The organism is Mesorhizobium sp. M8A.F.Ca.ET.207.01.1.1 (assembly GCF_004794715.1).
Lineage (GTDB): Bacteria > Pseudomonadota > Alphaproteobacteria > Rhizobiales > Rhizobiaceae > Mesorhizobium.
Window position 1 is genome coordinate 627,958 of record NZ_SRUS01000004.1, and the last position, 24,304, is coordinate 652,261.

Sequence of the window (24,304 nt, forward strand, 5' to 3'; positions counted from 1 at the left end):
GATGAAAACGGTCTGGCGCATCCTTCGCATTGTCCTCTACACGCTGCTGATCATGGTCGCGGGCGCGATCGGCGCGCTCGTCGTGCTGACCAAGAACGAGCGTGGGCGCGACAATCTCGCCGGCATCATCTCGCGGCTCGCCTCGAGCGACGATCGCAAGGTCACCGTCAGCGGCATCGACGGCATCTGGTCGGGTAATCTCAGCGTCGACCATGTCGTGCTTGAGGATCGCGAGGGCGCCTGGCTGGTGGCGCGCAAGGTGGCCGTCGACTGGTCGCCGACGGCGCTGCTGTCGAAAAGCTTCAGCGCCGACCGGATCGCCGCCGGGCGCATCGAACTGGCGCGCCTGCCGGTGGCCGGTTCGCAGCCGCCGGCGCAGGGCGGCACGACGACGCTGCCTGTCTCCATCGACATCAAGCAGATCGACCTGCCGGAAATCGCGCTCGGCGAGCAACTGGCCGGCAGCGGTATCGCCGAGCTCGCAGCCAAGGGAATGCTCAAGGCCGATGCCGCGCCACTGGCGGTCCAGACGGTGCTCAACGTCACCCGTCACGACGGCAAGCAAGGCAATGTCGATGCCAAGATCCATTTCGCACCCGCCGACAACAAGCTGGACCTCGACCTCAAGGCGTCGGAGCCGGCCGGCGGCATCATTGCCAACCTGCTCAAGCTGCCGGATGCGCCGCCGGTCGACATCGTCGTTTCGGGCAGCGGACCGCGTGCCAACTGGAGCGGTGTCGGCACCTTCCTCGTCGACCATCGGATCGTCACCCAACTTACCGGCCGCCACCAGCTCACCGACAAGGGCAATCATGTCGAGGCCAAGGGCGACGGCGATTTTGCGCGCTTCCTGCCGGAAAACCTGAAGCCGCTGTTTGCCGGCAAGACCAGCTTCGATGTCGCGGGCACCGCCACATCGGCGGGCGGCATCAGCATCGACCGGGCCAGCATCGAGAGCGATGCGGTACACGGCACCGCCGCCGGCATTGCCGATCCTGCCGGTGCCAGCGATCTCTCGGTCGAACTCGCCGCCAAGGGCCCGCCCGTGGTGATCAGCGTCGGCAGCAAGGCGCAGCCGATCACGCTCGCGATCAAGAACGCCACCGCACGCGCCTTCGGCGACGGCAAGGCGCCGATCGTCGACATCGGCGCCTCGTTCGTTTCGATCGTCGTCGGCGGCACGCGGCTGGATGATCTGGCGGCGCAAATCCATTCCGATGGTTTCGATATCCAGAATCGCGCCGGCCCGGTTGCCGTTAAGCTGGAGGCGGGCGGCCTGAAAACCGACGTCGCGACACTGGCGCCGCTGATCACCGGCAAGGTCGACGTCGATCTGGCCGGCTCAATCAGCAAGGACGCCATTATTGCCATCGATCAGGGTACGCTGCGCTCCGATGCGCTCAATGCGTCGCTGACGGCGACGGTGGCGCTGGCCGACATGTCGATGCAGCTCAAAATGAATGCCGATGCGGTGGCGACCGCGTTCCCGCAGCAGATCGCCTCGGTGCTCGGCGGGCGGGTGAAATTCTCGGCCGCTGCATCGCGCGATCCGCAGGGATCTTTCGCTGCGAACTCGATCGAACTCACTTCCGGATCGCTCAGCGCCAGCGGTACGGCCAGCATGCAAGGCACGGACATCCAGGCCGACATCAAGGGCAAATTGGGCGACGTTTCGGTGTTGTCGCCGACGGTCGGTGTGCCGGTTGCCGGCGGGGTCGATTTCGCGTTGTCGGCAACCGGCGCGATCACCGCTCCGGATTTCACCGTTAGCGCCGACAGCGACAGCCTGACCGCTTCGGGCCGCACGGTGAAGGCCATCAAGCTGACCGCGAGCGGCAAGGCCGACATAACGAACCCTTCCGCCAACGTCTCGCTGACCGGCGCCGTCAACGGCCAGCCGCTCGACATCAAGGCGGCCCTGGTGACCAGCGAGGGCAAGCGTTCGATCAACGGCTTCCTGGTCTCGCTGGGCGACAACAAGGTCTCGGGCGACCTGGCGCTCGACGACAAGTTCATGCCCCTGGGCACGCTGACGCTCGCCGCACCGGCAATCGACCAGTTGGCCGCGCTCGCCGGCCAGGCGGTGACCGGCGACATCAACGGCACCATCCTCTTTGCCAAGGACGGCGACGCACCCTCCATTGCCATAGATGCCAAGAGCACATCGGTCGCGCGTGGCGAGGTGACTGCCAAGGCGATCGCCATCAATGCGCTGATCGCCAATTATCTCAAGGCGCCGGCGATGTCGGGCACCATCAAGGCTGATGCGGTCACTTCGGGAAGCACCGAAATCGGCGGTATCGGAGTCGACCTCAAGCGCGACGGCGACTGGACCAATTTCACTGGCGGCGCCACGATCGCGGGCATTCCGGCGACCGCTGCCGGCCGGGTGAAGATCGCCGAGGGCACCACCAGCGTCGAGATTGCCTCAGGCGAAGCCACCGTTCGCGGCATCAAGGCGGCGATTGCCGAACCGTCGGCTCTGACCATCGCCAACGGCACGGCCAACATCGACAAGGTGGCGCTCGATGTTGGCGGCGGCCGGGTGGCGTTGTCGGGCAGCGCCGGCGAGACGCTCGATCTCGCGGCGCAGGTCTCCGCTTTGCCTGCCGCCCTTGCCAATGCGTTTTCGCCTGGCCTGGATGCCGCGGGCACGCTTGACGGTATCGCTGAAGTGAGCGGAGCGCCGGCCGCTCCCGACATCCGGTTCAACGCGAAGCTGGCCGGCGCCGAGACCAGTCAGACCCGAGAGGCAGGGCTCGGACCACTCGCCGTCGATGCGGCCGGCAGCTACACGATTGCCGGTGGCGTCGTCCTCGACCATGCTACCCTCTCCGGCGACAAGGTCTCCGGCCAGGCCGCCGGAACCATCAACCCGAACGGGGCCAGCGATTTCGCGATCGATCTGACCTCGTCCGGCCCCAGCCTGCCGCTGACGGTTGGAAGCACCGAGAGCCCGGTCAAGATCGAGGTCCGGTCAGTGTCGGCCAAAATTGGGGGCGAAAGCACGCATGCCCGGCTGGACCTTTCCGCGATCCTGCCCTCGATCGTCACCAGCCCGGCGAAGGTTGACGGACTTACGCTCACTCTGCACTCGGATGCGTTCGATCTCAGGAATCGCGCCGGGCCGGTTTCCGGAACGGTGTCGGTGGACAAGGTTGGGCTCGACAATCCAACGATCGCGCCGCTCATCGCGGGCAAGGTCACGGCCGCGCTCAACGCCCGGCTGAGCGCCGACGCCGTCGCCATCGACAGCGGCACGCTGAAAAGCGATGCGCTCAGCAGCCAGGTCGCCGGCCAGGTATCGCTGCGTGACGGTGCCATCGACCTCAACCTGAAGGCGGATGCGCCATCGTCGGCCTTGCCGGCGGCGGCACGCGGCTTGCTTGGCGACCGCGCCCAGATAAGCGCCACGCTGAAGCGCGAGCCCAGCGGCAATCTCAACATAGGTGGATTGAAGCTCACTTCGGGCCCGCTGAGCGCCGATGGGCAGGCAAGCCTTGCCGACAACAAGGTGACCGCCGACATCAGGGGTGCGCTGAGTGACATCTCGCGATTGTCGAAGGATGCCACGGGCGCCATCGCTTTCGCGCTGAGCGCGCAAGGGCCGGCCATGGCGCCCGACCTGTCGCTTACCATCAACAGCGACAAGCTCTCGGTTGCATCTCGCGAGATAACCGGATTGAAGCTCACCGCCACCGGCAAGGCGGACGCCGCCAATCCGGCGGCCAATGTCCAGCTTACCGGCAATGTCGCCGGCCAGGCGCTGCAGGGGAGCGCCGTGCTGGCAACGGCGAACGGCAAGAGCGCCATCAATGGCCTGCTCCTGTCGCTGGGCAAGAACAGGATTTCAGGCGATCTGGCACTGGACGACAAGTTCGTGCCCGAAGGCACCATCTCGCTCGACCTGCCCGACATCGGGCCGCTCGCCGCGCTGGCGCTGGAAAAGGCGGAAGGCGACGTGCGCGGCACGATCGCCTTCTCGAAGACCGGGGCGGCACCCCAGGTCGCCATCAAGGCGGCTTCCGCCTCGATCACGCGCGGCGACCTCCAGGCGAAGGCCGTTTCCATAGATGCGCTGATCGCCAACTATCTCGCGGCTCCGGTCATCTCGGGCAAGATCCGCGCCGATACCGTCACATCCGGCGGCACCGTGATCCGCGGCATCGATGTCGATTTGAAACGCGACGGCGACTGGACCGGCTTCTCCGGCGGCGCCACGGTGAAGGGCATTCCAGCCAGGGCAGCCGGACGCGTGAAGGTAGCCGGTGGCACCACCACCATCGAGCTTGCGTCAGGGCAGGCGACCGTCCAGGGCATCAAGGCAGCCATCGCCCAGGCCTCGACCGTCAGCATCGCCAATGGCACGACGACGCTGGACAGGCTGGTGCTCAATCTTGGCGGCGGCACCGCGACGGTAACCGGCAAGGTCGGGCAGGCGCTCGACATCAATGCAGTGCTGGCGCGCGTGCCGATGTCGCTCGCCAACAGTTTCTCACCCGGGCTCGATGCAGCGGGTTCCATCTCCGGCACGGTAAAGGTGACGGGCGCACCGGCGAGCCCCGCCATTGCCTTCAACATCGACGCGGCCGGGGTGCAGACGTCGCAGACCCGTAGCGCCGGCGTCGGTGCGGTGAGTGTTGCCTCGTCGGGTACCTTTGCCGGCAACAAGCTGACCTTCGACGCCAATGTCAGCGACGGCGCCGGGCTTGGCCTCAAGGGCGGCGGCACGGTGACGACGGTGGGCACTCCGGCGCTGGTGCTCGACTTCAATGGCGCCGTGCCGTTCGGCCTTCTCAGTGAGAAACTTGCCGCGCAGGGCTTGTCGCTGACCGGCAACGCCAACGTGAATGTCCAGGTGCGCGGTCCAGCGACATCTCCGGTGATCGGCGGCAGCGTCAAAACCTCCGGCGCGCGGCTGGTCGACGCACGCTCGGGCCTTGCAGTCAACGATATCGCGGCCGATGTCTCGATAGGCAACGGCGTCGCCAGGATCAATCGGTTGACCGGAACCCTGTCGACGCGCGGCAGCCTGTCGGCCAGCGGTACTGTCGGCATCAATCCGGCGCAAGGCTTCCCAGCCGACCTGTCGATCAAGCTCACCGATGGCCGCTACACGGATGGACGCGTGGTGACCGCCAACCTTGGCGGCGACCTGACGATCAAAGGGCCGCTGACTTCGGCGCCGGCGATTGCCGGCACCGTCAACCTGGCCAAGACCGTCATCACGGTTCCGGACAAATTGCCGGGCTCGCTCTCGGCGCTTGACGTCAAGCACAAGAATGCGCCGGGTCCGGTCAAGGCACAGGACAAGGCGCTGCGCCCGGCGACGACCAGCGGCAAGAGCGGCGGCAGCGGCCTTGCGCTCGACGTCACGGTCAATGCGCCGAACCAGATCTTCATCCAGGGCAGGGGTGTCGACGCCGAACTCGGCGGCTCGCTCAGGCTGACCGGCCCGGCCTCGTCGCCGCAAGCCGTCGGCACCTTCACCTTGCAGCGCGGCCGGCTGTCGATCCTTGGCAAGCGGCTGACCTTCACCGAAGGCACGGTCGGGTTCTCCGGCTCGCTGGTGCCTTACCTCAATCTGACGGCGACGACGACCACGACCGGCGCGACCGTCACCATCGTGGTGTCAGGCGAGGCGACAAATCCGAAATTCACCTTCAGTTCGGTGCCGGCGCTGCCGGAGGATGAAGTGCTGGCGCAACTGATCTTCGGGCGGTCGATGTCGAACCTCTCGCCGTTGCAGATCGCGCAGCTGGCAGAAGCGGCCGGGCAACTGGCCGGGGTCGGCGGCTCGACGTCGCTGCTGGAGAATCTGCGCAGCGCCATCGGCGTCGACGATCTCGATGTCACCACCGACGACAAGGGCGGCACGGCGGTCTCGGCCGGCAAATATCTCAACGACCGCACCTATGTGACCATCCAGAAGGGCGACAAGCCAGGTTCCGGCAAGGCGACCATCGACCTCAATGTCGGGCGCGGCGTCAAATTGCGCGGCGAGGCGACGGACGCCGGCGAAGCCAAGGGCGGCATCTTCTACGAGAAGGAATATTGACGGCCTGGCCCCTGCCTTGGCCTGGACTGGCGCTGTCGTAACCGGTGCAAATGTCTCAATTTAATCGCCCGAAGAGATTTTGGCGAAATCTGGGCGCACTAGCAATTTTGCGCCAAGACTGTCGCTATCACGCGAACTGCCCCCCGTTCAAAGTTGCACATTCGCTCACATGTTCCCAATCCATGCCGTCTTTGACATCATGGCCCGGATGCGGAATGTTAATCGGCGGAAAGCCAACAATGGGAGTTAGTCATGACAATTTATAAGAGCAACGGCGACAGCGTTCCGGATCATATCCTGGCCATGGCCGAAGAAGCCAAGGCAGGTAAGGTTGATCGCCGCGAATTCCTGGCCATGGCAAGTGTCTTCGGCGCCTCGACGGCGATGGCTTATGGCCTTCTCGGTCTCGCCGATCCGACGCCGGCAAGGGCAGAAGAGGTAAAAGGCAAGAAAGGCGGCACGCTGAAGGTCGCGCAGTGGATCAAGGATCCCAAGGATCCTCGCAAGGCCGACTGGTCGGAAATTGCCAATGCCGAGCGCCAGGCGCTCGAGCCGCTGGTCAAGTATACGAGCGAATATACGTTCCGCCCTTATCTGCTGGAAAGCTGGGACGTCAACGACGACGCCACCCAGTATACGCTGCATGTGCGCAAGGGTGTGACCTGGTCCAACGGCGACCCCTTCACAGCCTCTGACGTCGTCTTCAACCTGAAGCGCTGGGCCGACAAGAAGGCCGAAGGCAATTCGATGCCCGGCCGTCTCGGCTCGCTGGTCAAGGATGACAAGCTCGACGAAAGCGCCGTGACCATGCCGGACGACCACACGGTCGTGCTCAAGCTCGGCAAGCCTGACATCGCGCTCATCCCCAACATGTGCGACTATCCCGGCCTGATCGTCCACAAGACTTTCGACGAGAAGGGCGGCGACTTCAAGAACTGCCCGATCGGCACCGGTCCATTTGAGCTCGTCTCCTACGACGTCGGCCAGAAAGTCGTCTACAAGCGCCGCGAAGACAACAAGTGGTGGGACGGCGAAGTGTTCCTCGACGGCATCGAATTTATCGACTACGGCACCGATCCGGCAGCCATGGTCAGCGCTTTCGAGGCTGGAGAAGTGCACACCAATTTCGAAACGTCGGCCGACTATGTGTCGATCCTCGACAAGATGGACCTGGTCAAGTCGGAGATCGTCACGGCTTCGACCATCGTCTGCCGCACCAACGTCAACAACAAGCCCTATGGCGACCAGAAGGTGCGCAATGCGTTGCAGCTCGCGGTCGACAACAATGTCGTCCTGCAGCTCGGCTATGGCAATGCCGGCTCGGTCGCCGAAAACCACCATGTCTGCTCGATCCATCCGGAATATTACGAACTGCCTAAGGTTGCCCGTGATCCGGCCAAGGCGAAGGCGCTGATGGCGGAAGCCGGCCAAGCCGACTTCGAACACGAGCTGATCACCGTCGACGAAGACTGGCACAAGAACACCGGCGATGCGATCGCCGCCCAGCTGCGGGAGGCCGGGATCAAGGTGAAGCGCACGGTGCTGCCGGGCTCGACGTTCTGGAACGACTGGACGAAGTATCCGCTGTCAATGACCAACTGGAACATGCGTCCGCTCGGCGTCCAGGTTCTGGCCATCGCCTATCGCACCGGCGAGGCCTGGAACGAGGCTGGCTGGTCGAACCCCGACTGGGATGCCAAGCTCAATGCGGCACTCGCCGTTGCCGACGCTGCCAAGCGCAAGGAAATGATGAAGGACATCGAGGAGATCCTGCAGGCTTCCGGCATCATCATCCAGCCCTACTGGCGCAAGCTCTACAGCCACTCGGTCAAGGCGGTGCAAAACTACAAGATGCATCCGACCTTCGAGCGCGACTACGGCAAGGTCTGGCTCGATCAGGCCTGATCGATCGGGCCGGGGAAAGGGGCATTGCCTCTTTCCCTCCCTCTCTGCGTCGCCATTGCAGGTTCGTCCGCAAAAAATACGGACTCACCCGGGAAGGCCATGCAATAAAAACAGGGTTGATCGCATTCGAGGGCCTGTTTGACGGCCAGTCCGCCGGTGACGGCAGGCGAGGCTTTGAAGCCGGCTCAAAACCCAACCCCATCGGCAGGGGGCCGCCATGCTTTCTTTCGTTCTCAGGCGTCTCGGCACCATGGCATTGACGATGCTGTGCCTGACGATGATCGTCTTCTTCCTGATCAACCTCGAACCCAATCTGAAGAAGCTGGCCATCAGCCAGACGGAAATGCACACTTCGGCCGAACAGCTGGAGGACTGGCTGATCAACCATGGCTACCGGCAGAATTTCTTCGTCCGCTACGGACAGTGGCTGGGCCTGCTGCCCAAGCAGCCGGTGACCGACCCGGCGACCGGCAAGCCGACGCAGCGTTTCACTTTCTGCAACGATCCGGCCGTACCAACTTTCTCCGGCGTCCTCGAAGGGGATTTCGGTTGCTCGACCAAGTTCAAGACGACCGTCGCCTCCAAGCTGTTCCCGGCACTTGGCGCGACCGGGATCCTGATGTTCTGTGTGTTGGCGGTGATGGTGCCGGTATCGCTCTTGATCGGCATCCTGGCCGGCATGCGCGAGGGGTCGCGAACCGACCGCGTGCTTTCGGTGGCCTCGATCGCCTCGACGGCGACGCCGGAATATGTGTCGGGGGTCATCTTCACCGTCATCTTCGCCTCATGGCTCGGCTGGTTGAACGGCTCGGCCGCGTCGGCCAGCCAGGGCATCACCTTCTACAATTTCACCCTGCCGGTGATGACGCTGGCGATCTACGGCATCGGCTACATCGCCCGCATGACTCGTGCCTCAATGGTCGAGGTGATGACGCAGCAATATATCCGCACCGCCCGGTTGAAGGGTATTTCCTTCGGCGGCGTGGTGGTGAAACATGCGCTGCGCAACGCGCTGATCGCACCATTCACCGTCATCATGCTGCAATTTCCCTGGCTGCTCACCGGCGTCGTCATCGTCGAGGTGATGTTCCGCTACCAGGGCTTCGGCTATACGCTGGTCGAGGCCGCCGGCAACAACGACATCGATCTTCTGCTGGGCTGTTCGCTGGTCTCGGTGTTCATCGTCTTGATCACGCAGCTCATTTCCGACGTCGGCTACGCATTCCTCAATCCGCGCATCCGGGTTCAGTAGGGAGAAGGCGCATGCAAGCTCAATATATCGGCGCCTCCACCATCATCCTCGAAGTGCTGTGGCGCTTCTGGCCGGTCTGGGTCGCGCTTTTCATCGTCATGGGAGCGAGCTTCCTCTACAGGAAGAAGCTGGCGCTCTACGGCCAGCTGTTCGACAGCGGCGTCGGCATCGTCGGCGTCGGCATCTGCCTGTTCTGGCTGTTCACGGCGATCTTCGCCTCGACCATCTCGCCCTTCGATCCGCTTGGCCAGATCCCGATCATGAAGGACACGCTGCCCGGCGCCATCGAACCGCAATCGGGGCTTGTCTATCTCTTCGGCGGCGACAAGCTGGCACGCGACGTGTTTTCGCGTATGGTCTATGGCAGCCAGATCGTGCTGATCATTGCGCCGGCGGCGACCGGCTTCGCGCTGATGGTCGGTATCACGCTTGGCCTGCCTGCCGGCTATTACGGCGGCAAGATCGACACGGTATTGTCGTTCCTGGCCAACCTCGTGCTGGCCTTCCCGGTGATCCTGCTGTTCTACCTGCTGGTGACGCCGGGCATCATGGACACGCCGATCCCCTATGCCATGGCCGGCGTATTCTTCCTGTTTCCGATCATCTTCTTCAGCGTGTTGTTCTGGACACGCTACAAGAACCGGCCGGACCGGCTGTACATCCTGCTCGGCATCACCCTCATCGTCGGCGGCTGGATCTATCTTGGCCTCGTGTTCGACAAGGACCCGCTGCACATCGTCCACATCGATCCCAACCAGCTCAACATCTTCGTGGCGGTGGTGTTTGCCTCCAGCCCGGGCGTGTTCCGCATCGTGCGCGGCCTGGTGATGGATATCAAGACGCGCGACTATGTGGCCGCGGCGCAAACGCGCGGTGAATCCCCCTGGTACATCATGCTGTGGGAGATCCTGCCCAATGCACGCGGCCCGCTGATCGTCGATGCCTGCCTGCGCATCGGCTACACCACCATCCTGCTCGGCACGCTGGGCTATTTCGGCCTCGGCCTTGCGCCCGAGAGCCCGGACTGGGGCACCGCGATCAAGGACGCCAGCCGATTGCTGCGCTCTTTCATCCATCCGGCGCTGCCGCCGACAATCGCGCTGATGTCGTTCGTGCTGGGGCTCAACCTGTTGGCCGATTCGCTGCGCGAACAATCGATGAAAGACTGATTGACGGGCCTTGACCCGCGTCTGGTACAATTTGGATTGGAGCGACCCATGAACGAGGCAGTTCGAAATCCCGCCAAGCCGACCAATGGGCCGATCATCGAGATCGAGAACCTGTCGATCTCCTTCTTCACCCGCAAGGGCGAGATACCGGCGGTGATGGATTTTTCCTGCACGGTCATGCCCGGCGAGGCGATGGGCATCGTCGGTGAATCCGGCTGCGGCAAGTCGACCGTGTCGCTCGGCATCATGCGCGACCTGTCCAACATCGGGAAGATCGTCGGCGGCAGGATCAAGTTCCAGGGCAAGGACATGGGCGAGCTCTCCGACGAGGAGCTGCGCGCCATCCGCGGCAACAAGATCGCCATGATCTACCAGGAGCCGATGGCCAGCCTCAATCCGGCGATGAAGGTCGGCCAGCAGTTGATGGAAGTGCCGCTGATCCACGACAAGGTGTCGAAGGAAGAGGCCTACAAACGCTCCCTCGAAATGGTGCGCGCGGTCAAGCTGCCCGATCCCGAGCGCATGATGCGCTCCTATCCGCACCAGCTCTCCGGCGGCCAGCAGCAGCGCATCGTCATTGCGATGGCGCTGCTGTCGAAGCCGGCGCTGCTTCTGCTCGACGAGCCGACGACGGCGCTCGACGTGACGGTTGAAGCGGGCATTGTCGATCTGGTCAAGGGTCTGGGCGAGAAGTTTGGCACCTCGATGATCTTCGTGTCGCACAATCTCGGCCTCATCCTGGAAACCTGCGACCGCATCACGGTGATGTATTCGGGCGAGGCGGTCGAGACCGGGAAGATCAAGGACGTGTTCGACCGGATGCGCCATCCCTATACGCAAGGGCTGTTCCGTTCGATCCCGCTGCCGGGGGCCGACAAGAACTCGCGGCCGCTGATCTCGATCCCCGGCCAATTGCCACTGCCGCACGAGCGGCCGAAGGGCTGCAATTTCGGTCCGCGCTGTCACCATTTCGTCGAGGGCGTCTGCAACGCCGCCGAAATCCCGATGGTCGAAGTAGCCGGACACGAGGGCCATTTCTCGCGCTGCGTACGCTTCAACGAGATCGACTGGGAAGCGCTGCCGCCCGGCGCCAAGAAGGTCAACGAAAAGGTCGTGCCCGGCGCGCCGGTGCTCAAGATCGAGGATCTCAGGAAATACTACAAGGTCGGCGGCAGCGAGGTGTTCGGCTCGAGCGAGGGCCGCGTCGTCAAGGCCAACGAGACGATATCGTTCATGGCGCGCGAATCCGAGACGGTCGCCATCGTCGGCGAATCCGGCTGCGGAAAATCGACGCTGGCCAAGGTGCTGCTCGGACTTGAGACGGCAAGTGCCGGCACCGTGACGCTGGGCAACAAGCAAATCCAGTCGACCGGCATCGAGAGCCGCAGCGTCGACACCGTGTCGTCGATCCAGATGGTGTTCCAGAATCCGTTCGATACGCTCAACCCCAGCCATTCGGTCGGGTCGCAGATCATCCGCACGCTGGAAAAATTCAATGTCGGAAAGACGGTCGCCGACCGGCGCAAGCGCATGCTGGAGCTGCTCGACCTGGTGAAGTTGCCGCGCGCCTTCGAGACCCGCAAGCCGCGCCAGCTTTCCGGCGGCCAGAAGCAGCGCATCGGCGTGGCGCGCGCCTTTGCCGGCGACGCCAAGGTTGTCGTGGCCGACGAGCCGGTTTCGGCCCTCGACGTTTCGGTGCAGGCGGCGGTGACCGAATTGCTGATGGACATCCAGCGCAAGAACAAGACGACGATGCTGTTCATCAGCCACGATCTGTCCGTCGTGCGCTACATCGCCGACCGCGTCGTCGTGATGTATCTCGGCTATATCGTCGAGCAGGGCACGACAGACCAGATCTTCGCGCCGCCCTATCATCCCTATACCGAGGCGCTGCTGTCGGCGATCCCGATTGCCGACACCAGCGTGGTGAAGAAGCACATCGTGCTGGAAGGCGACATCCCCTCGGCGATGAACCCGCCCACCGGCTGTCCGTTCCAGACCCGCTGCGGCTACAAGAAGCTGGTGCCCGACAATCTCTGCGAAACCAAGGTGCCGCCGGTGAAGAATCTCGGCGACGGCCATATGAGCCTGTGCTGGCTTTCCGACGACGTGCTCAAGACCATGGAGCCGGTCATCAAGTTCGACAAGGAACATGCCGCGCATGAGGGCGTGCCGGACGATGCGCACGGCACCGGACCGGGCTTGGCGGGGACAGCGCCCAACCGACCGCGTGGCAAAAAGGGCAGCGCGGAAGCCGACCAGATCGGGGACGCCGCGGAGCAGGGCGAGGCGGGCATGCGAGCCCGTCGCCACGAAGTGCGCGACGAGGTTTCGGAGACCGGTGTTTCGAAGCCGAAAGACACGACGCGGCGGCACTAACCTGAAGCAGGTATCAGGAGCCGCATTGCCGTAGCTGCGCGTCATAGTCGCGGGCCATCTTGTCGGTGGCCCGGGCGTAACCCTGCACGCCGGCGTCGCCACGGTTGCCGCGGCCATAGGCGCTCCAGCCGAGATAGTAGGCGAGGTAGAGGTTGTAGGTGTCGTTGCGCGCGACGCCATAGCTGTCGGCTGTCTTGGAATGATACCAGCCGACGAAATCGACGGCATCGGCGAATTTCGTCCGCCGTGCCGCCCAGTTGCCGGTTTCGCGCTGATATTGCGACCAGGTTCCGTCCAGTGCCTGCGAGAAGCCGGTAGCCGAGGAGACGTGCTTCCAGGGGATGAAGCCAAGCAGCTTGGTGCGCGGCGGCCGGGCGTTGCTCTTGAAGCCGGATTCCTTGCGTACGGTGGCCATCAGCACCGGCACCGGCACGCCGTATTTCCGCGACGAGCGCTCGGCGGCCGACTGCCAATTGTCGAACCAGCCGTCATTCTGGTCGAAGACGGCGCAGACATTGTTGATGTGGCTGGGCGCGGTGGCGCAAGCCGAAAGCGCCAACAGCGCGCAAACCGCTACAATTTTACTAAAACTCGACCTACGCATGGGAGGAGCAATAGGCCGAAATCATAAAGGGAATCTTGCTGCGGCCGTTAACGCTTCGTCGGCACGAGCAGATGAGAAAACATCATGTCAATATTCCGACGCACACGGTCGCCTTTTATAAACTGGTGTCGAGAAAATGCCGCCTTGGCTAAAATCACGCCGGCAAACGGCGTATTTCTGACAGACCGGCCGCACTGCCGAAGCTTTGATGCCGGCATGACCGAACCAAGACGCAAGCGCGGCGCCGAGCGCACCAGCAACAGGGGGCCAGCGCCCATCGCGCAGCTGCCGCCCAGACGGGTGACGAATCCCTATCCGCCGATGGCGCTGTTGTCGTCCGACCAGATCGAGGCGATCCATCAGGCGTCGATGCACATATTGGAGAATTTCGGCATCGAGGTGATGAGCCGGAGGGCGCTGTCGCTGTTCGAGAAGGCCGGAGCCACGGTCGACCATGCGACGGCGAATGTGCGCGTCGATCGCGGCATGGTCGAAGAGGCGCTGAAGACGACGCGGACCACTTACACGCTGACACCGCGCAATCCGGCCAAGTCGATCCACCTCGGCGGCAATACCATTAATTTCACCTTGGTCGCCGGGCCGCCGAACGTGCACGACATGGAGCGCGGCCGTCGTGCCGGCAACCTGCGCGACTATGCCGATCTCACCCGGCTGGCGCAGCATTTCAACTGTATCCACATGCTCGGCAATCAGGTCTGCGCGCCGGTCGAGCTGCCGGCCAACTCACGCCATCTCGACACCTACTTCACCAATCTGACGCTGACCGACAAGAGTTTTCATGTCTCGGCGATCGGCCGGGGCAGGGCGCTGGATGGCATCGAGATGATGGCGATTTCGCGCGGGCTGACGCTGGATCAGATGCGCGACGATCCCGGTATCGCCACCATCATCTCGGTCAACTCGCCGCGCCGTTTCGACGAGATGATGGCCGAGGGGCTGGTGACGATGGCCGAATACGGCCAGTCGGTGGCGGTGACGCCGTTCACGCTGATGGGGGCGATGAGCCCGGTGACGCTGGCCGGCGCCCTGGCGCAGCAGAATGCCGAGGCGCTGTTCGGCGTGGTACTAACACAGCTGGTACGTCCGGGCGCGCCCGTCATGTACGGCGCCTTCACCTCCAATGTCGACATGAAGTCGGGCGCGCCGGCCTTCGGCACGCCTGAAAACACGAAGGCCAACATCGCCTCGGGGCAATTGGCGCGGCGTTACGGCCTGCCATACCGGACGACGCCCGGCTCGGCTTCCAACGCCGCCGACGCGCAAGGCGCCTATGAGACGCTGATGGCGCTCTGGGGCGCGGTGCTCGGCCACGGCAATCTCGTCTACCACGCCGCCGGTTGGCAGGAGGGCGGGCTGACGGCATCGTTCGAGAAATTCATCATCGACGTTGAGATGATCCAGCACATGATGGAGTTTTTGCGTCCGATCGTGGTCGACGAGGCCGAGCTTGCCGTCGAGGCACTGGGTGCGGTGCCGACAGGCGGCCATTTCTTCGGCGAGCCGCACACGCTGGAGCGCTATGCGACCGCCTTCTACCAGCCGATGCTGTCCAACTGGCAGAATTTCGAGGCCTGGCAAGAGGCCGGCGGCCTCGACGCGACGGCGCGCGCGACGCGGCTGTGGAAGAAGGCGCTTGAAGACTATGTCGAGCCGGCGATGGACATCGCCGTGCGCGAAGAGCTCGAGGCCTATGTGGCCAGACGCAAGGAAGCGATCGGGCAGGGCGAGCCGTGATTTCAGCGTCCGCTCTTCCCGTCTCGATTCATCTCACCCATCCAACTCATTGATATCAGAGAAAAATCCATGAAATCGCATGCAAAGGTCGTGGTCATTGGCGGCGGCGTCGTCGGATGTTCCGTGCTGTTCCATCTCGCCCGTCATGGCTGGACGGACATCGTGCTGCTGGAGCGCGACGAGCTGACGTCCGGCTCGACCTGGCACGCCGCCGGCGGCATGCATACGATCAATGGCGATCCCAACGTCGCCAAGCTGCAGAAATACACCATCAACCTCTACAAGGAGATCGAGGAACTGTCGGGGCAAGCGACCGGCGTCCACCTGACCGGCGGTGTGCTTCTGGCTGCCACCGAAGCGCGGCTCGACTGGCTGCGCGGGGTCGTCGCCAAGGGCCGTTATCTCGGCATCGAGCTGGAGGAAATCTCGCCGAAAGAGGCGGCCGAACTGATGCCGCTGCTCGACCCCAGCCAGTTCGTCGGCGCCGTCCGCAACAAGGAGGACGGCCATCTCGATCCCTCGGGCGTCACGCACGCCTATGCCAAGGCGGCGCGGAAGCTGGGCGCCGAGATCGAACGGTTCACCAAGGTGGAAGACATTGTGCGCCGTGCAGACGGGATGTGGCGCGTCATTACCAACAAGGGCGAGGTGGTGGCAGAGCATGTCGTCAATGCCGGCGGCCTGTGGGCGCGCGAGGTCGGCCGCATGGTCGGGCTCGAACTGCCGGTTCTGGCGATGGAGCACATGTACCTGATCACCGAGGACATGCCGGAGGTCGCCGCCTGGAACGAGAAAACCGGCACCGAGATCATCCATGCGGTCGATTTCGACGGCGAGCTCTATCTGCGCCAGGAGCGCGGCGGCATGCTGATGGGCACCTACGAGAAGGCCAACAAGCCTTGGTCCGAATTTTCCACGCCGTGGAATTTCGGTCATGAATTGCTGGCGCCGGACATCGACCGCATCGCGCCGTCGCTCGAGGTCGGTTTCCGGCATTTCCCGGCTTTCCAGAACACCGGCATCAAGCAGATCATCAACGGGCCTTTCACCTTCGCGCCCGACGGCAATCCGCTGGTCGGGCCGGTGCGCGGCCTGCCGGGCTTCTGGGTCGCCTGCGGCGTGATGGCCGGCTTCAGCCAGGGCGGCGGCGTCGGCTTGGCGCTGTCCAACTGGATGATCGAGGGCGATCCCGGCGCCGACATATGGGCGATGGACGTGGCCCGCTACGGCGACTGGGCGACCATGGCCTACACCAACGCCAAGGTGCGCGAAAACTATTCCAGGCGCTTTTCGATCCGCTTCCCCAACGAGGAACTGCCTGCCGGGCGGCCGCTGAAGACGACGCCGGTCTACGACCTGTTGTCGGCCAAGGGCGCGCAGTGGGGCGTCGCCTATGGGCTGGAGGTGCCGCTCTGGTACGCGCCGGAAGGCGTCAAGGACGAGTTCTCGTGGCGGCGCTCGAGCGACTTCACCCATGTCGCCGCCGAAGTGGCGGCGGTGCGCTCAGGCGTCGGCCTGTCGGAGATATCGAGCTTCGCCAAATACAAGGTGACCGGCGAGGGGGCCCCGGCATGGCTCGACCGGATACTCGCCTGCAAGCTGCCGAAGCCCGGCCGCATGACCCTGGCGCCGATGCTGAAGGAAGACGGCAGGCTGATCGGCGATTTCACGCTGGCCAATCTGGGCGCCCAAGATCGGGAAGAAGCGGGCTGGTTCCTGGCCGGTTCCGGCATTGCCGAGCAATATCACATGCGCTGGTTCGAACAGCATCTGCCCGATGACGGGTCCGTCCACATCGAGGCGCTGGGGCAGAAGCTCACCGGCCTCTCGATCGCCGGTCCCAGGGCGAGGGACGTGCTGGCGAAAGCCACCCGCTCCGACATATCGAATGCGGCGTTTCCGTTCATGGCCATAGCCAAGATGGATGTCGGCATGGCGCCGTGCCTGGTCGGCCGCGTCAGTTACACCGGCGATCTCGGCTACGAGATCTGGGTGGCGCCGGAATATCAGCGCGCCGCCTATCAGGCGCTGATGGCGGCGGGAGAAGAGTTCGGCATCGGCCTGTTCGGCTCGCGCGCGCTCAACGCGCTGCGTCTGGAGAAGAACTACGGCTCATGGGGGCGCGAATACCGGCCGATCTACGGGCCGCTGGAGGCCGGGCTCGACCGTTTCGTCGCTTACGGCAAGGACGCGGATTTCATCGGCAAGGCGGCGGCGCTGGCCGAGCGCAAGCAGGGCGGCAAGCTCAGGCTGCGCGCCTTCATCGTCGACGCCGACGATGCCGACGTCATCGGCGATGAGCCGATCTGGTTCGGCGGCGTGGTGCGCGGCTGGGTGACGTCGGGCGGCTATGCCCATCATTCGAAGAAGTCGGTCGCCGTAGGCTATGTGCCGAAGGAGATCGCCGACGAGAGCGACGGCTTCGAGATAGAGCTACTCGGCAAGCGCCATGCGGCGCGCATCCAGGCGGCTGCGCTGTTCGATGCGAATTTCGAACGGATGCGGGGGTGAGGGCTCACCCCCGCATTGGGGATCAGGCGTTGCGGCGGTTGTCCAGCGCGAAGGCGCCGGCGCCGGCGAAGACCAGATAGAGGAAGATGAAACAGAACGAGATCGCCGAATCGCCGCTGTTGTTGATGGGGAAGAAGTCGCGCGGATAGTGGGCCATGAAATAGGCGATCGCCATTTCGCCGGCCAGAAGGAACGCGACCGGGCGGGTAAGTAGCCCCAAGGCGAGCAGAACGCCGCCGGCGAATTCGAGGATACCGGCGGCTAGCGGCAGTCCGCTCAATGCGGCGGCGGCGTGGTCGCTGGCTGGGAAATTGAACAGTTTCTGCGTGCCGTGCTCGATGAACTGCAGCGCGGTCATGATGCGCAGCACGGCAAGCGCCTGCGGCTGGTATTTGGAGAGGCCATCGAAAAGCTTCATCTAAAACTCCATTTCAGCTTCCCGGCCGGCCATAGATTATCACCGGGCAACGGACCATTCACTTCCCCCGGCCTGCCATCAACAATTGGTGATTGGAAATGTTCCCCGGTCCGGCTTTTGCTGTTGTGCTCGCCAGGGTTGCAATTATATCGCTATGGTTGTATTGATTGTGAGTACTCCAGACATGTGGGTCCCTTGCCATGAAAAAAGTCGTCATCAGCCTGTTCGCAATCCTTATGGGCACCAGCCTCGCCATGGCCGAGGACGCGGGCTGCGAGGCTTTTAAATGGCCGGTGACGCGCGAACAGGCGCTGTTTGCAGAGGCACCCTCGACACCGTCCGGAGCGACGCTGGCGGTGGGGGCCGCCGCGGACCTGGCGCTGCTGCCGGCCGAAAAGGCCGGCTTCGCGGTGCCGCCCGAACGCGCCCCTGCGGAGGGCACGTTCGGCGCCGTTGCCAGCGTGGCGGTGCCGCCGGACGGCGCCATCCAGATCAGCCTGTCGGGCGAGGCCTGGATCGATGTCATCCAGGACGGCAAGGCCGTGAAATCGTCTGGCTATAGCGGCGTCAAGACTTGCCCAAGTGTCCGCAAGAGCGTGCGCTTCAAGCTGGCCGCCGGCACAGCCACTGTCCAGTTTAGCGGTGCCAAGAAGGCTGACCTGAAGGTCGCGGTATTGGCGCCGGAATGAGCCGACGCCAGCAAGCGTGATTTCAGCGGGTGGCGCGGACGCTTACCGCACCGGCGCCATCAAAGCGAAATGCGCGCTTTGCGGATCCTGGCATTGCACGACCCAGCTGCCTCCGGGGACCTCCATGGGTCCCATCAGGATCTTGCCGCCATTGTCGGTCACGCGTTTGGCGGCCGCGTCGATGCCGGTGACATTGAAATAGAACTGCCAGACCGGGACCGGAATCTGGTCGGGCTTGTTCATGATGCCGCCACCGGATTCAGGGCCGGCGGTAAAGGTCTGGTAGATGCCCATCGGCCCCATGTCGAATTCGCCGGCATTGGCCCAGCCGAACTGGCCGGAATAGAAATCGAACGCTGCCTTCCAATCGCTCGCGTAGAGTTCGTGCCAGCCGATATGGCCAGGCGTGCTGGCCGGCACGACGGGCTGGTCCGGACCGTTCGGCTGCAGGAACATGAAGGTCGCGCCCTGCGGATCGGCGACGACGGCGAAGCGGCCGACGCCTGGAATATCGTCGGGCTGGCGGTGAACGGCACCGCCCGCCTTTTCCAGTGACGCTGTTGCCGCGTCGACATCCCTGGCGTGGATATAGCCCAGCCATGCGGGCGGCATGCCCATCTTGGCCGCATCCTCGGGCATCGTCATCAGGCCGCCGACACCACGCTCGCCGACATTCATGACGATATAACGCGGCATGCCTGCGGCCTTGTCGAAGGGCTCGGCCCTCCAGCCGACCACGGCGGTGTAGAAAGCCTCGGCGGCGTCGAGATCCGACGTCATCAGTTCGTACCAGAAGAAGGGCATCGGGGATTTTGGCATGGTCGGTCTCCTCACCGTTGTGCGCCGATCGTCGTTCGATCCATCCTAGGACGATCTCGACGACAGAAATCCGACATCTGGGCTAGAAATCGGGAACGGCAAGGCGCAGCCTTCTGGCAATCTTGCGTGCCTTGCGATTTTCGCCTTTGCTTGGCTTCGAAAAGGGGGGCTCGATCCATGCGGCAGATGTCACTTACAGCTGAGCTTGTTGCACTGTGCCATCGCGAGGAGGCCGATCCCGGGCCTAGCGGCAGCTGGACGCAACTGAGCGACGAGGATTTTCGGGACCTTTCGGCGCGGCTGTTCAATGAAGCCGATGCGGGGCCGCTATGGGTGTTCGCCTATGGCTCGCTGATCTGGAAGCCGGCTTTCGAGTCCGTCGAACGCCAGCGCGCCACCGCTCATGGCTGGCACCGCTCCTTCTGCATCGACATGGTCCGCTGGCGCGGCAGCGCCGCGCAGCCTGGACTGATGATGGCGCTCGAACGCGGCGGCCGATGCGATGGTGTGATCTATCGGTTACCGGAAGGGGAGAAGACTGCTCAGATCGAAAGACTATTGCGGCGCGAGATCGACGATCATGAGAGCGTCGCTTCGGTCCGGTGGGTTCCGGTGCGTACCGCGCAAGGGCCGTTGCGGGCGCTGGGTTTCTGGGTCGGGGTGACGGGCAGAGGCACTTCGCTCGGGCAGCCGCTGGAAGCCGTGGCACGGGTGCTGGCGCGCGCCTGCGGCCATGTCGGCTCAGGCGCGGAATACCTTTACAACACGGTCAGCCATCTCGAGGAATTCGGCATCCGCGACCGCAATCTCTGGACGTTGCAGAAATTGGTCGCCGATGAGATCAGGTCGATCCATGGCATTGGCATGGACGGCGGCCATATCCTCGCGTCACCGCCACCAATAACTTGACCGCAATTATCATGTTTTTATCCAGTCTTTTCAGCAACTTGCCTCAAAAATTGACCAATTGATAAAAAAATAAAACGTGCTAGCCTTCCCCAAAACGAAAACATGGGGAACTGAAAATGCCAGAGGGTCAGTTCAAAGAGGGTATTGTCGGCGGCCGCCTTGCGGCTGACCAATACGCGGACAATTTTTCCGACCTGCATCCGCCGCTCGATCATCACGAGGCGCTGGTCGAATCCGACCGCTGTTATTTCTGCTACGACGCACCGTGCATGAATGCATGCCCGACTTCGATCGACATTCCGCTGTTCATCCGCCAGATCTCGACCGGCAACCCGATCGGTTCGGCCAAGACCATCTTCGACCAGAACATCCTGGGCGGCATGTGCGCCCGCGTCTGCCCGACCGAGACGCTGTGCGAGGAGGTGTGCGTGCGCGAGGTGGCGGAAGGCAAGCCGGTGCAGATCGGCCGTTTGCAGCGCTACGCCACCGATGTCGCGATGGCCGAGAACAAGCAGTTTTATCCGCGCGCGACAGCGACGGGCAAGACGGTCGCCGTGGTCGGCGCCGGCCCGGCCGGCCTTGCCGCGGCGCACCGGCTGGCCCGCCATGGTCATGACGTGACCATCCTGGAGGCGCGTCCGAAGGCCGGCGGCCTCAATGAATACGGCATCGCCGCCTACAAGAGCGTCGACAACTTTGCCCAGGCCGAGGTCGACTATGTCACCGCGATCGGCGGCATCGACATCCAGAACGGCAAGGCGCTCGGCCGTGACTATCAACTGTCCGACCTGATCCGCAATTACGACGCGGTGTTCCTCGGCATGGGGCTGGGCGGTGTCAACGCGTTGCGCGCCGATGGCGAGGATGCGGCCGGCGTCACCAACGCGGTCGAGTTCATTGCCGAACTGCGCCAGGCCAGCGACCTCTCCGGGCTGCCGGTCGGCCGCCGCGTCGTCGTCATCGGCGGCGGCATGACGGCGATCGATGCCGCCGTGCAGTCGAAGCTGCTTGGCGCCGAGGAGGTGACGGTCTGCTACCGGCGTGGCCAGGAGCATATGAACGCCTCCGAATTCGAGCAGGACCTGGCGGCCGCCAACGGCGTCACCATCCGTCATTGGCTGCAGCCGAAGCGGGTGATTGCCGAAGGTGGTAAGGTGTCGGGCATTGAACTCGAATACACCGCGCTCAATGGCGACAGGCTTGCCGGCACCGGCGAGACGCTGACGCTGGTTGCCGACCAGGTGTTCAAGGCCATCGGCCAGAGTTTTGTCCCGGCTGCCCTCAATGGCAGCGGGGCATCGATCGACCTCGAAGCTGGCCGCATCAAGGTCGATGGTGAAGGGCGCACGTCGCTCGCCAAGGTCTGGGCCGGCGGGGACTGCATTTTCGGTGGCGACGACCTGACCGTGTCCGCCGTGGCGCAAGGGCGCGACGCGGCTGAGAGCATCCACAGGAGTCTGACCCAGGGATAAGGATCATGGCCACGGTGGAACCGGGCATTGCCCGTCACTACGAGATTTCAGGCCTGGAGGAGCGGATCATTGCGGCGCTCGCCGATACGGGCGTCGATGTTGCCCATTTGCGCGCCGGCGATCTCGAAGCGGTCGACGAATTCCACATTGGCGGCGTGGCCGCCACCAGGGACCTTATCAGCCAGCTTGGGTTGAAGCCAGGAGCCAGGCTGCTGGACATCGGATCGGGGATAGGGGGACCGGCCCGCTTTGTCGCCAACAATGCCGGCGTCGACGTCACCGGCATCGACCTGACGCAAAGCTATGTCGATATCGCGACCAGCCTGTCGAGGCGGACGGGAATGGCCGGCAAGACCCACTTCGTGCAAGGCAGCGCGCTGGACATGCCGTTCGCCAAGGCCGGCTTCGATGCGGCAATGATCCTGCATGTCGGCATGAACCTTCCCGACAAGGCGAAGCTGATGAGCGAGGCCGCCCGTGTGCTGAAGCCCGGCGGCGTCTTTGCCGTCTACGACGTGATGCGGCTCAAGGATGGAGCTCTGACCTACCCGCTTCCGTGGGCATCCAACGAGACCATATCCTTCGTCGCCACGCCCGACGATTACCGCTCGGCCGCGGCGGCGGCGGGCTTCTCGGTGGCCGCGGAGCGGCCGCGCGGCGCCTTCGCCGTCGAGTTTTTCGCCGCGATGCGTGCCCGGCTGGCCGCCGCGCAAGCCGAAGGCAGGAAGCCATCGCCCGGCCTCGGCCTCGTCATGGGCGAGGACGCCCGCACCAAGATGGCCAACCTCATCGCCGCCCTCGAGGGCGGCATTCTCGCACCCGTCGAACTGCTTCTTCGTCTCGGTTGAAAGGGACCCCTGTCATGGCTGATATCAGAAACAATTTCGTCGGTATCAAATCGCCCAACCCGTTCTGGCTGGCGTCGGCGCCGCCGACCGACAAGGCCTACAATGTCATCCGCGCCTTCAAGGCGGGTTGGGGCGGTGTGGTCTGGAAGACGCTGGGCGAAGAGGGGCCGCCGGTGGTCAACGTCAACGGCCCGCGCTACGGCGCGATCTGGGGCGCCGACCGGCGTCTGCTCGGCCTCAACAACATCGAACTGATCACCGACCGCGACTTGCAGACCAATCTGCGCGAGATGAAGCAGGTCAAGATGGACTGGCCCGACCGCGCGCTGATCGCATCGATCATGGTGCCTTGCGAGGAAGAGAGCTGGAAGGCCATCCTGCCGCTGGTCGAGGAGACGGGGGCGGATGGCATCGAGCTCAATTTCGGCTGCCCGCACGGCATGTCGGAGCGCGGCATGGGCGCGGCCGTCGGCCAGGTGCCGGAATATATCGAAATGGTGGTGCGCTGGTGCAAGCAATACACGCGCATGCCGGTCATCACCAAGCTGACGCCCAACATCACCGACATCCGCAAGCCGGCGCGCGCTGCCCATGCCGGCGGCACCGACGCGGTGTCGCTGATCAACACCATCAATTCGATCACCGGCGTCGACCTGGACAGTTTCGCGCCGATGCCGACCATCGACGGCAAGGGCTCGCATGGCGGCTATTGCGGCCCGGCGGTGAAGCCGATCGCCATGAACATGGTGGCCGAGATCGCCCGCGACCCCGAAACGCGCGGCCTGCCGATCTCCGGCATCGGCGGTATCACCACATGGCGGGACGCCGCCGAATTCATGGCGCTTGGCGCCGGCAATGTGCAGGTCTGCACGGCGGCGATGACCTATGGCTTCAAGATCGTGCAAGAGATGATCGCCGGTCTCGAAAACTGGATGGACGATAAGGGCCATCGCTCGCTCGACGACGTCATCGGGCGCGCCACGCCCAATGTCACCGACTGGCAGTATCTCAACCTCAACTATGTCGCCAAGGCGCATATCGACCAGGACGCCTGCATCAAATGCGGCCGCTGCCACATCGCCTGCGAGGATACCTCGCACCAGGCGATCACCAACGTCGTCAACGGAATCAGGCATTTCGAGGTGATCGAGGCCGAATGCGTCGGCTGCAATCTGTGCGTCAATGTCTGCCCGGTTGACAATTGCATCACCATGGAGCCGCTGGCAGCGGGCGTGATGGACCAACGCACCGGCAAGCCCGTGTCGCCGGTCTACGCCAACTGGACGACGCATCCGAACAACCCGATGGCCAAGGTGGCCGCGGAGTAGGGTTTGCTCCAGCATAAGAAGGGCTGCTTGGCAGAACTTAGGTTCCTCGCCCCACGAAAGTGGGGAGAGCGACTATCTGGGGTGTCAAGTTGCATTTGCGAATTCGCTTCTCGCGTCGCGTGCTTTTGCGTTGAGGATGACGAGAAGTTTTCTGGCGAGTGCGATGCGGATGAGCATTTTGGGCTTTC

Annotated in this window: 15 protein-coding genes and 1 pseudogene; 12 read left to right on the top strand and 4 right to left on the bottom strand. The window is 63.7% G+C overall.

The annotated features are described in order from the left end of the window. The first annotated feature begins 1 nt into the window (after nt 1). The 5 genes from EN850_RS15450 (at nt 2) to EN850_RS15470 (ending at nt 12,763) form a co-directional block, all read left to right on the top strand. Nucleotides 2–6,058: a translocation/assembly module TamB domain-containing protein gene (locus EN850_RS15450; protein ID WP_136091683.1), complete on the top strand. Its 6,057-nt coding sequence runs from the start codon at nt 2–4 to the stop codon at nt 6,056–6,058. A gap of 252 nt (nt 6,059–6,310) precedes the next feature. Further along, complete coding sequence (locus EN850_RS15455; RefSeq protein ID WP_127277964.1) at nt 6,311–7,963, top strand: ABC transporter substrate-binding protein; 1,653 nt, start codon at nt 6,311–6,313, stop codon at nt 7,961–7,963. A 217-nt stretch (nt 7,964–8,180) separates the two neighbouring features. Further along, complete coding sequence (locus EN850_RS15460; RefSeq protein ID WP_127277963.1) at nt 8,181–9,215, top strand: ABC transporter permease; 1,035 nt, start codon at nt 8,181–8,183, stop codon at nt 9,213–9,215. A gap of 11 nt (nt 9,216–9,226) precedes the next feature. Beyond that, nucleotides 9,227–10,384, top strand: a complete 1,158-nt coding sequence (locus EN850_RS15465) for an ABC transporter permease (protein ID WP_127277962.1) — start codon at nt 9,227–9,229, stop codon at nt 10,382–10,384. Between the two features lie 48 nt (nt 10,385–10,432). Next, entirely contained in the window at nt 10,433–12,763 is a 2,331-nt protein-coding gene (locus EN850_RS15470) for an ABC transporter ATP-binding protein (protein ID WP_136091684.1), read from the top strand. Nucleotides 12,764–12,776: 13 nt separating this feature from the next. Here EN850_RS15470 and EN850_RS15475 read toward each other — a convergent pair whose 3' ends face one another. After that, nucleotides 12,777–13,367, bottom strand: coding sequence for a transglycosylase SLT domain-containing protein (locus tag EN850_RS15475; protein ID WP_127277960.1), 591 nt, complete (start codon nt 13,365–13,367; stop codon nt 12,777–12,779). A 216-nt stretch (nt 13,368–13,583) separates the two neighbouring features. On the opposite strand from EN850_RS15475, the gene EN850_RS15480 reads away from it, so the two are divergent. Continuing rightward, nucleotides 13,584–15,122, top strand: coding sequence for a trimethylamine methyltransferase family protein (locus tag EN850_RS15480; RefSeq protein ID WP_127277959.1), 1,539 nt, complete (start codon nt 13,584–13,586; stop codon nt 15,120–15,122). Nucleotides 15,123–15,191: 69 nt separating this feature from the next. Then, a complete protein-coding gene (locus EN850_RS15485) occupies nt 15,192–17,633 on the top strand; it encodes an FAD-dependent oxidoreductase (protein WP_136091685.1) in 2,442 nt (813 codons plus the stop codon). Between the two features lie 22 nt (nt 17,634–17,655). Here EN850_RS15485 and EN850_RS15490 read toward each other — a convergent pair whose 3' ends face one another. After that, nucleotides 17,656–18,051, bottom strand: a complete 396-nt coding sequence (locus tag EN850_RS15490) for a DoxX family protein (protein WP_136091686.1) — start codon at nt 18,049–18,051, stop codon at nt 17,656–17,658. Nucleotides 18,052–18,251: 200 nt separating this feature from the next. On the opposite strand from EN850_RS15490, the gene EN850_RS15495 reads away from it, so the two are divergent. Beyond that, nucleotides 18,252–18,740, top strand: a complete 489-nt coding sequence (locus EN850_RS15495; RefSeq protein ID WP_135931886.1) for a hypothetical protein — start codon at nt 18,252–18,254, stop codon at nt 18,738–18,740. A 42-nt stretch (nt 18,741–18,782) separates the two neighbouring features. Here EN850_RS15495 and EN850_RS15500 read toward each other — a convergent pair whose 3' ends face one another. Next, a complete protein-coding gene (locus tag EN850_RS15500) occupies nt 18,783–19,559 on the bottom strand; it encodes a VOC family protein (RefSeq protein ID WP_136091687.1) in 777 nt (258 codons plus the stop codon). A 177-nt stretch (nt 19,560–19,736) separates the two neighbouring features. Between EN850_RS15500 and EN850_RS15505 the strand changes: the two genes are divergently transcribed. The 4 genes from EN850_RS15505 (at nt 19,737) to preA (ending at nt 24,116) form a co-directional block, all read left to right on the top strand. Then, nucleotides 19,737–20,468 (top strand): gamma-glutamylcyclotransferase, encoded by a 732-nt coding sequence (locus EN850_RS15505; protein WP_136091688.1) that lies wholly within the window; start codon nt 19,737–19,739, stop codon nt 20,466–20,468. A 116-nt stretch (nt 20,469–20,584) separates the two neighbouring features. After that, on the top strand, nt 20,585–21,940 hold the full coding sequence (locus EN850_RS15510) for an NAD(P)-dependent oxidoreductase (protein ID WP_135928311.1): 1,356 nt from the start codon (nt 20,585–20,587) through the stop codon (nt 21,938–21,940). 5 nt (nt 21,941–21,945) lie between these two features. Continuing rightward, nucleotides 21,946–22,788 (top strand): methyltransferase domain-containing protein, encoded by an 843-nt coding sequence (locus EN850_RS15515; RefSeq protein WP_136091689.1) that lies wholly within the window; start codon nt 21,946–21,948, stop codon nt 22,786–22,788. 14 nt (nt 22,789–22,802) lie between these two features. After that, nucleotides 22,803–24,116, top strand: a complete 1,314-nt coding sequence (preA, locus tag EN850_RS15520; RefSeq protein ID WP_135866302.1) for an NAD-dependent dihydropyrimidine dehydrogenase subunit PreA — start codon at nt 22,803–22,805, stop codon at nt 24,114–24,116. An 84-nt stretch (nt 24,117–24,200) separates the two neighbouring features. On the opposite strand, the pseudogene EN850_RS37845 reads toward preA, so the two are convergent. Next, nucleotides 24,201–24,304: pseudogene (locus EN850_RS37845) on the bottom strand (IS110 family transposase); the annotation flags it as partial.

Excerpts from the sequence above, each read along its gene's own strand:
- EN850_RS15460 (WP_127277963.1), top strand. The coding sequence starts at position 8,181 with ATGCTTTCTTTCGTTCTCAGGCGTCTCGGCACCATGGCATTGACGATG.
- EN850_RS15495 (WP_135931886.1), top strand. The coding sequence starts at position 18,252 with ATGAAAAAAGTCGTCATCAGCCTGTTCGCAATCCTTATGGGCACCAGC.
- EN850_RS15470 (WP_136091684.1), top strand. The coding sequence starts at position 10,433 with ATGAACGAGGCAGTTCGAAATCCCGCCAAGCCGACCAATGGGCCGATC.
- EN850_RS15450 (WP_136091683.1), top strand. The coding sequence starts at position 2 with ATGAAAACGGTCTGGCGCATCCTTCGCATTGTCCTCTACACGCTGCTG.
- preA (WP_135866302.1), top strand. The coding sequence starts at position 22,803 with ATGGCTGATATCAGAAACAATTTCGTCGGTATCAAATCGCCCAACCCG.
- EN850_RS15485 (WP_136091685.1), top strand. The coding sequence starts at position 15,192 with ATGAAATCGCATGCAAAGGTCGTGGTCATTGGCGGCGGCGTCGTCGGA.
- EN850_RS15510 (WP_135928311.1), top strand. The coding sequence starts at position 20,585 with ATGCCAGAGGGTCAGTTCAAAGAGGGTATTGTCGGCGGCCGCCTTGCG.
- EN850_RS15475 (WP_127277960.1), bottom strand. The coding sequence starts at position 13,367 with ATGCGTAGGTCGAGTTTTAGTAAAATTGTAGCGGTTTGCGCGCTGTTG.
- EN850_RS15500 (WP_136091687.1), bottom strand. The coding sequence starts at position 19,559 with ATGCCAAAATCCCCGATGCCCTTCTTCTGGTACGAACTGATGACGTCG.
- EN850_RS15515 (WP_136091689.1), top strand. The coding sequence starts at position 21,946 with ATGGCCACGGTGGAACCGGGCATTGCCCGTCACTACGAGATTTCAGGC.
- EN850_RS15505 (WP_136091688.1), top strand. The coding sequence starts at position 19,737 with ATGCGGCAGATGTCACTTACAGCTGAGCTTGTTGCACTGTGCCATCGC.
- EN850_RS15480 (WP_127277959.1), top strand. The coding sequence starts at position 13,584 with ATGACCGAACCAAGACGCAAGCGCGGCGCCGAGCGCACCAGCAACAGG.
- EN850_RS15455 (WP_127277964.1), top strand. The coding sequence starts at position 6,311 with ATGACAATTTATAAGAGCAACGGCGACAGCGTTCCGGATCATATCCTG.
- EN850_RS15465 (WP_127277962.1), top strand. The coding sequence starts at position 9,227 with ATGCAAGCTCAATATATCGGCGCCTCCACCATCATCCTCGAAGTGCTG.
- EN850_RS15490 (WP_136091686.1), bottom strand. The coding sequence starts at position 18,051 with ATGAAGCTTTTCGATGGCCTCTCCAAATACCAGCCGCAGGCGCTTGCC.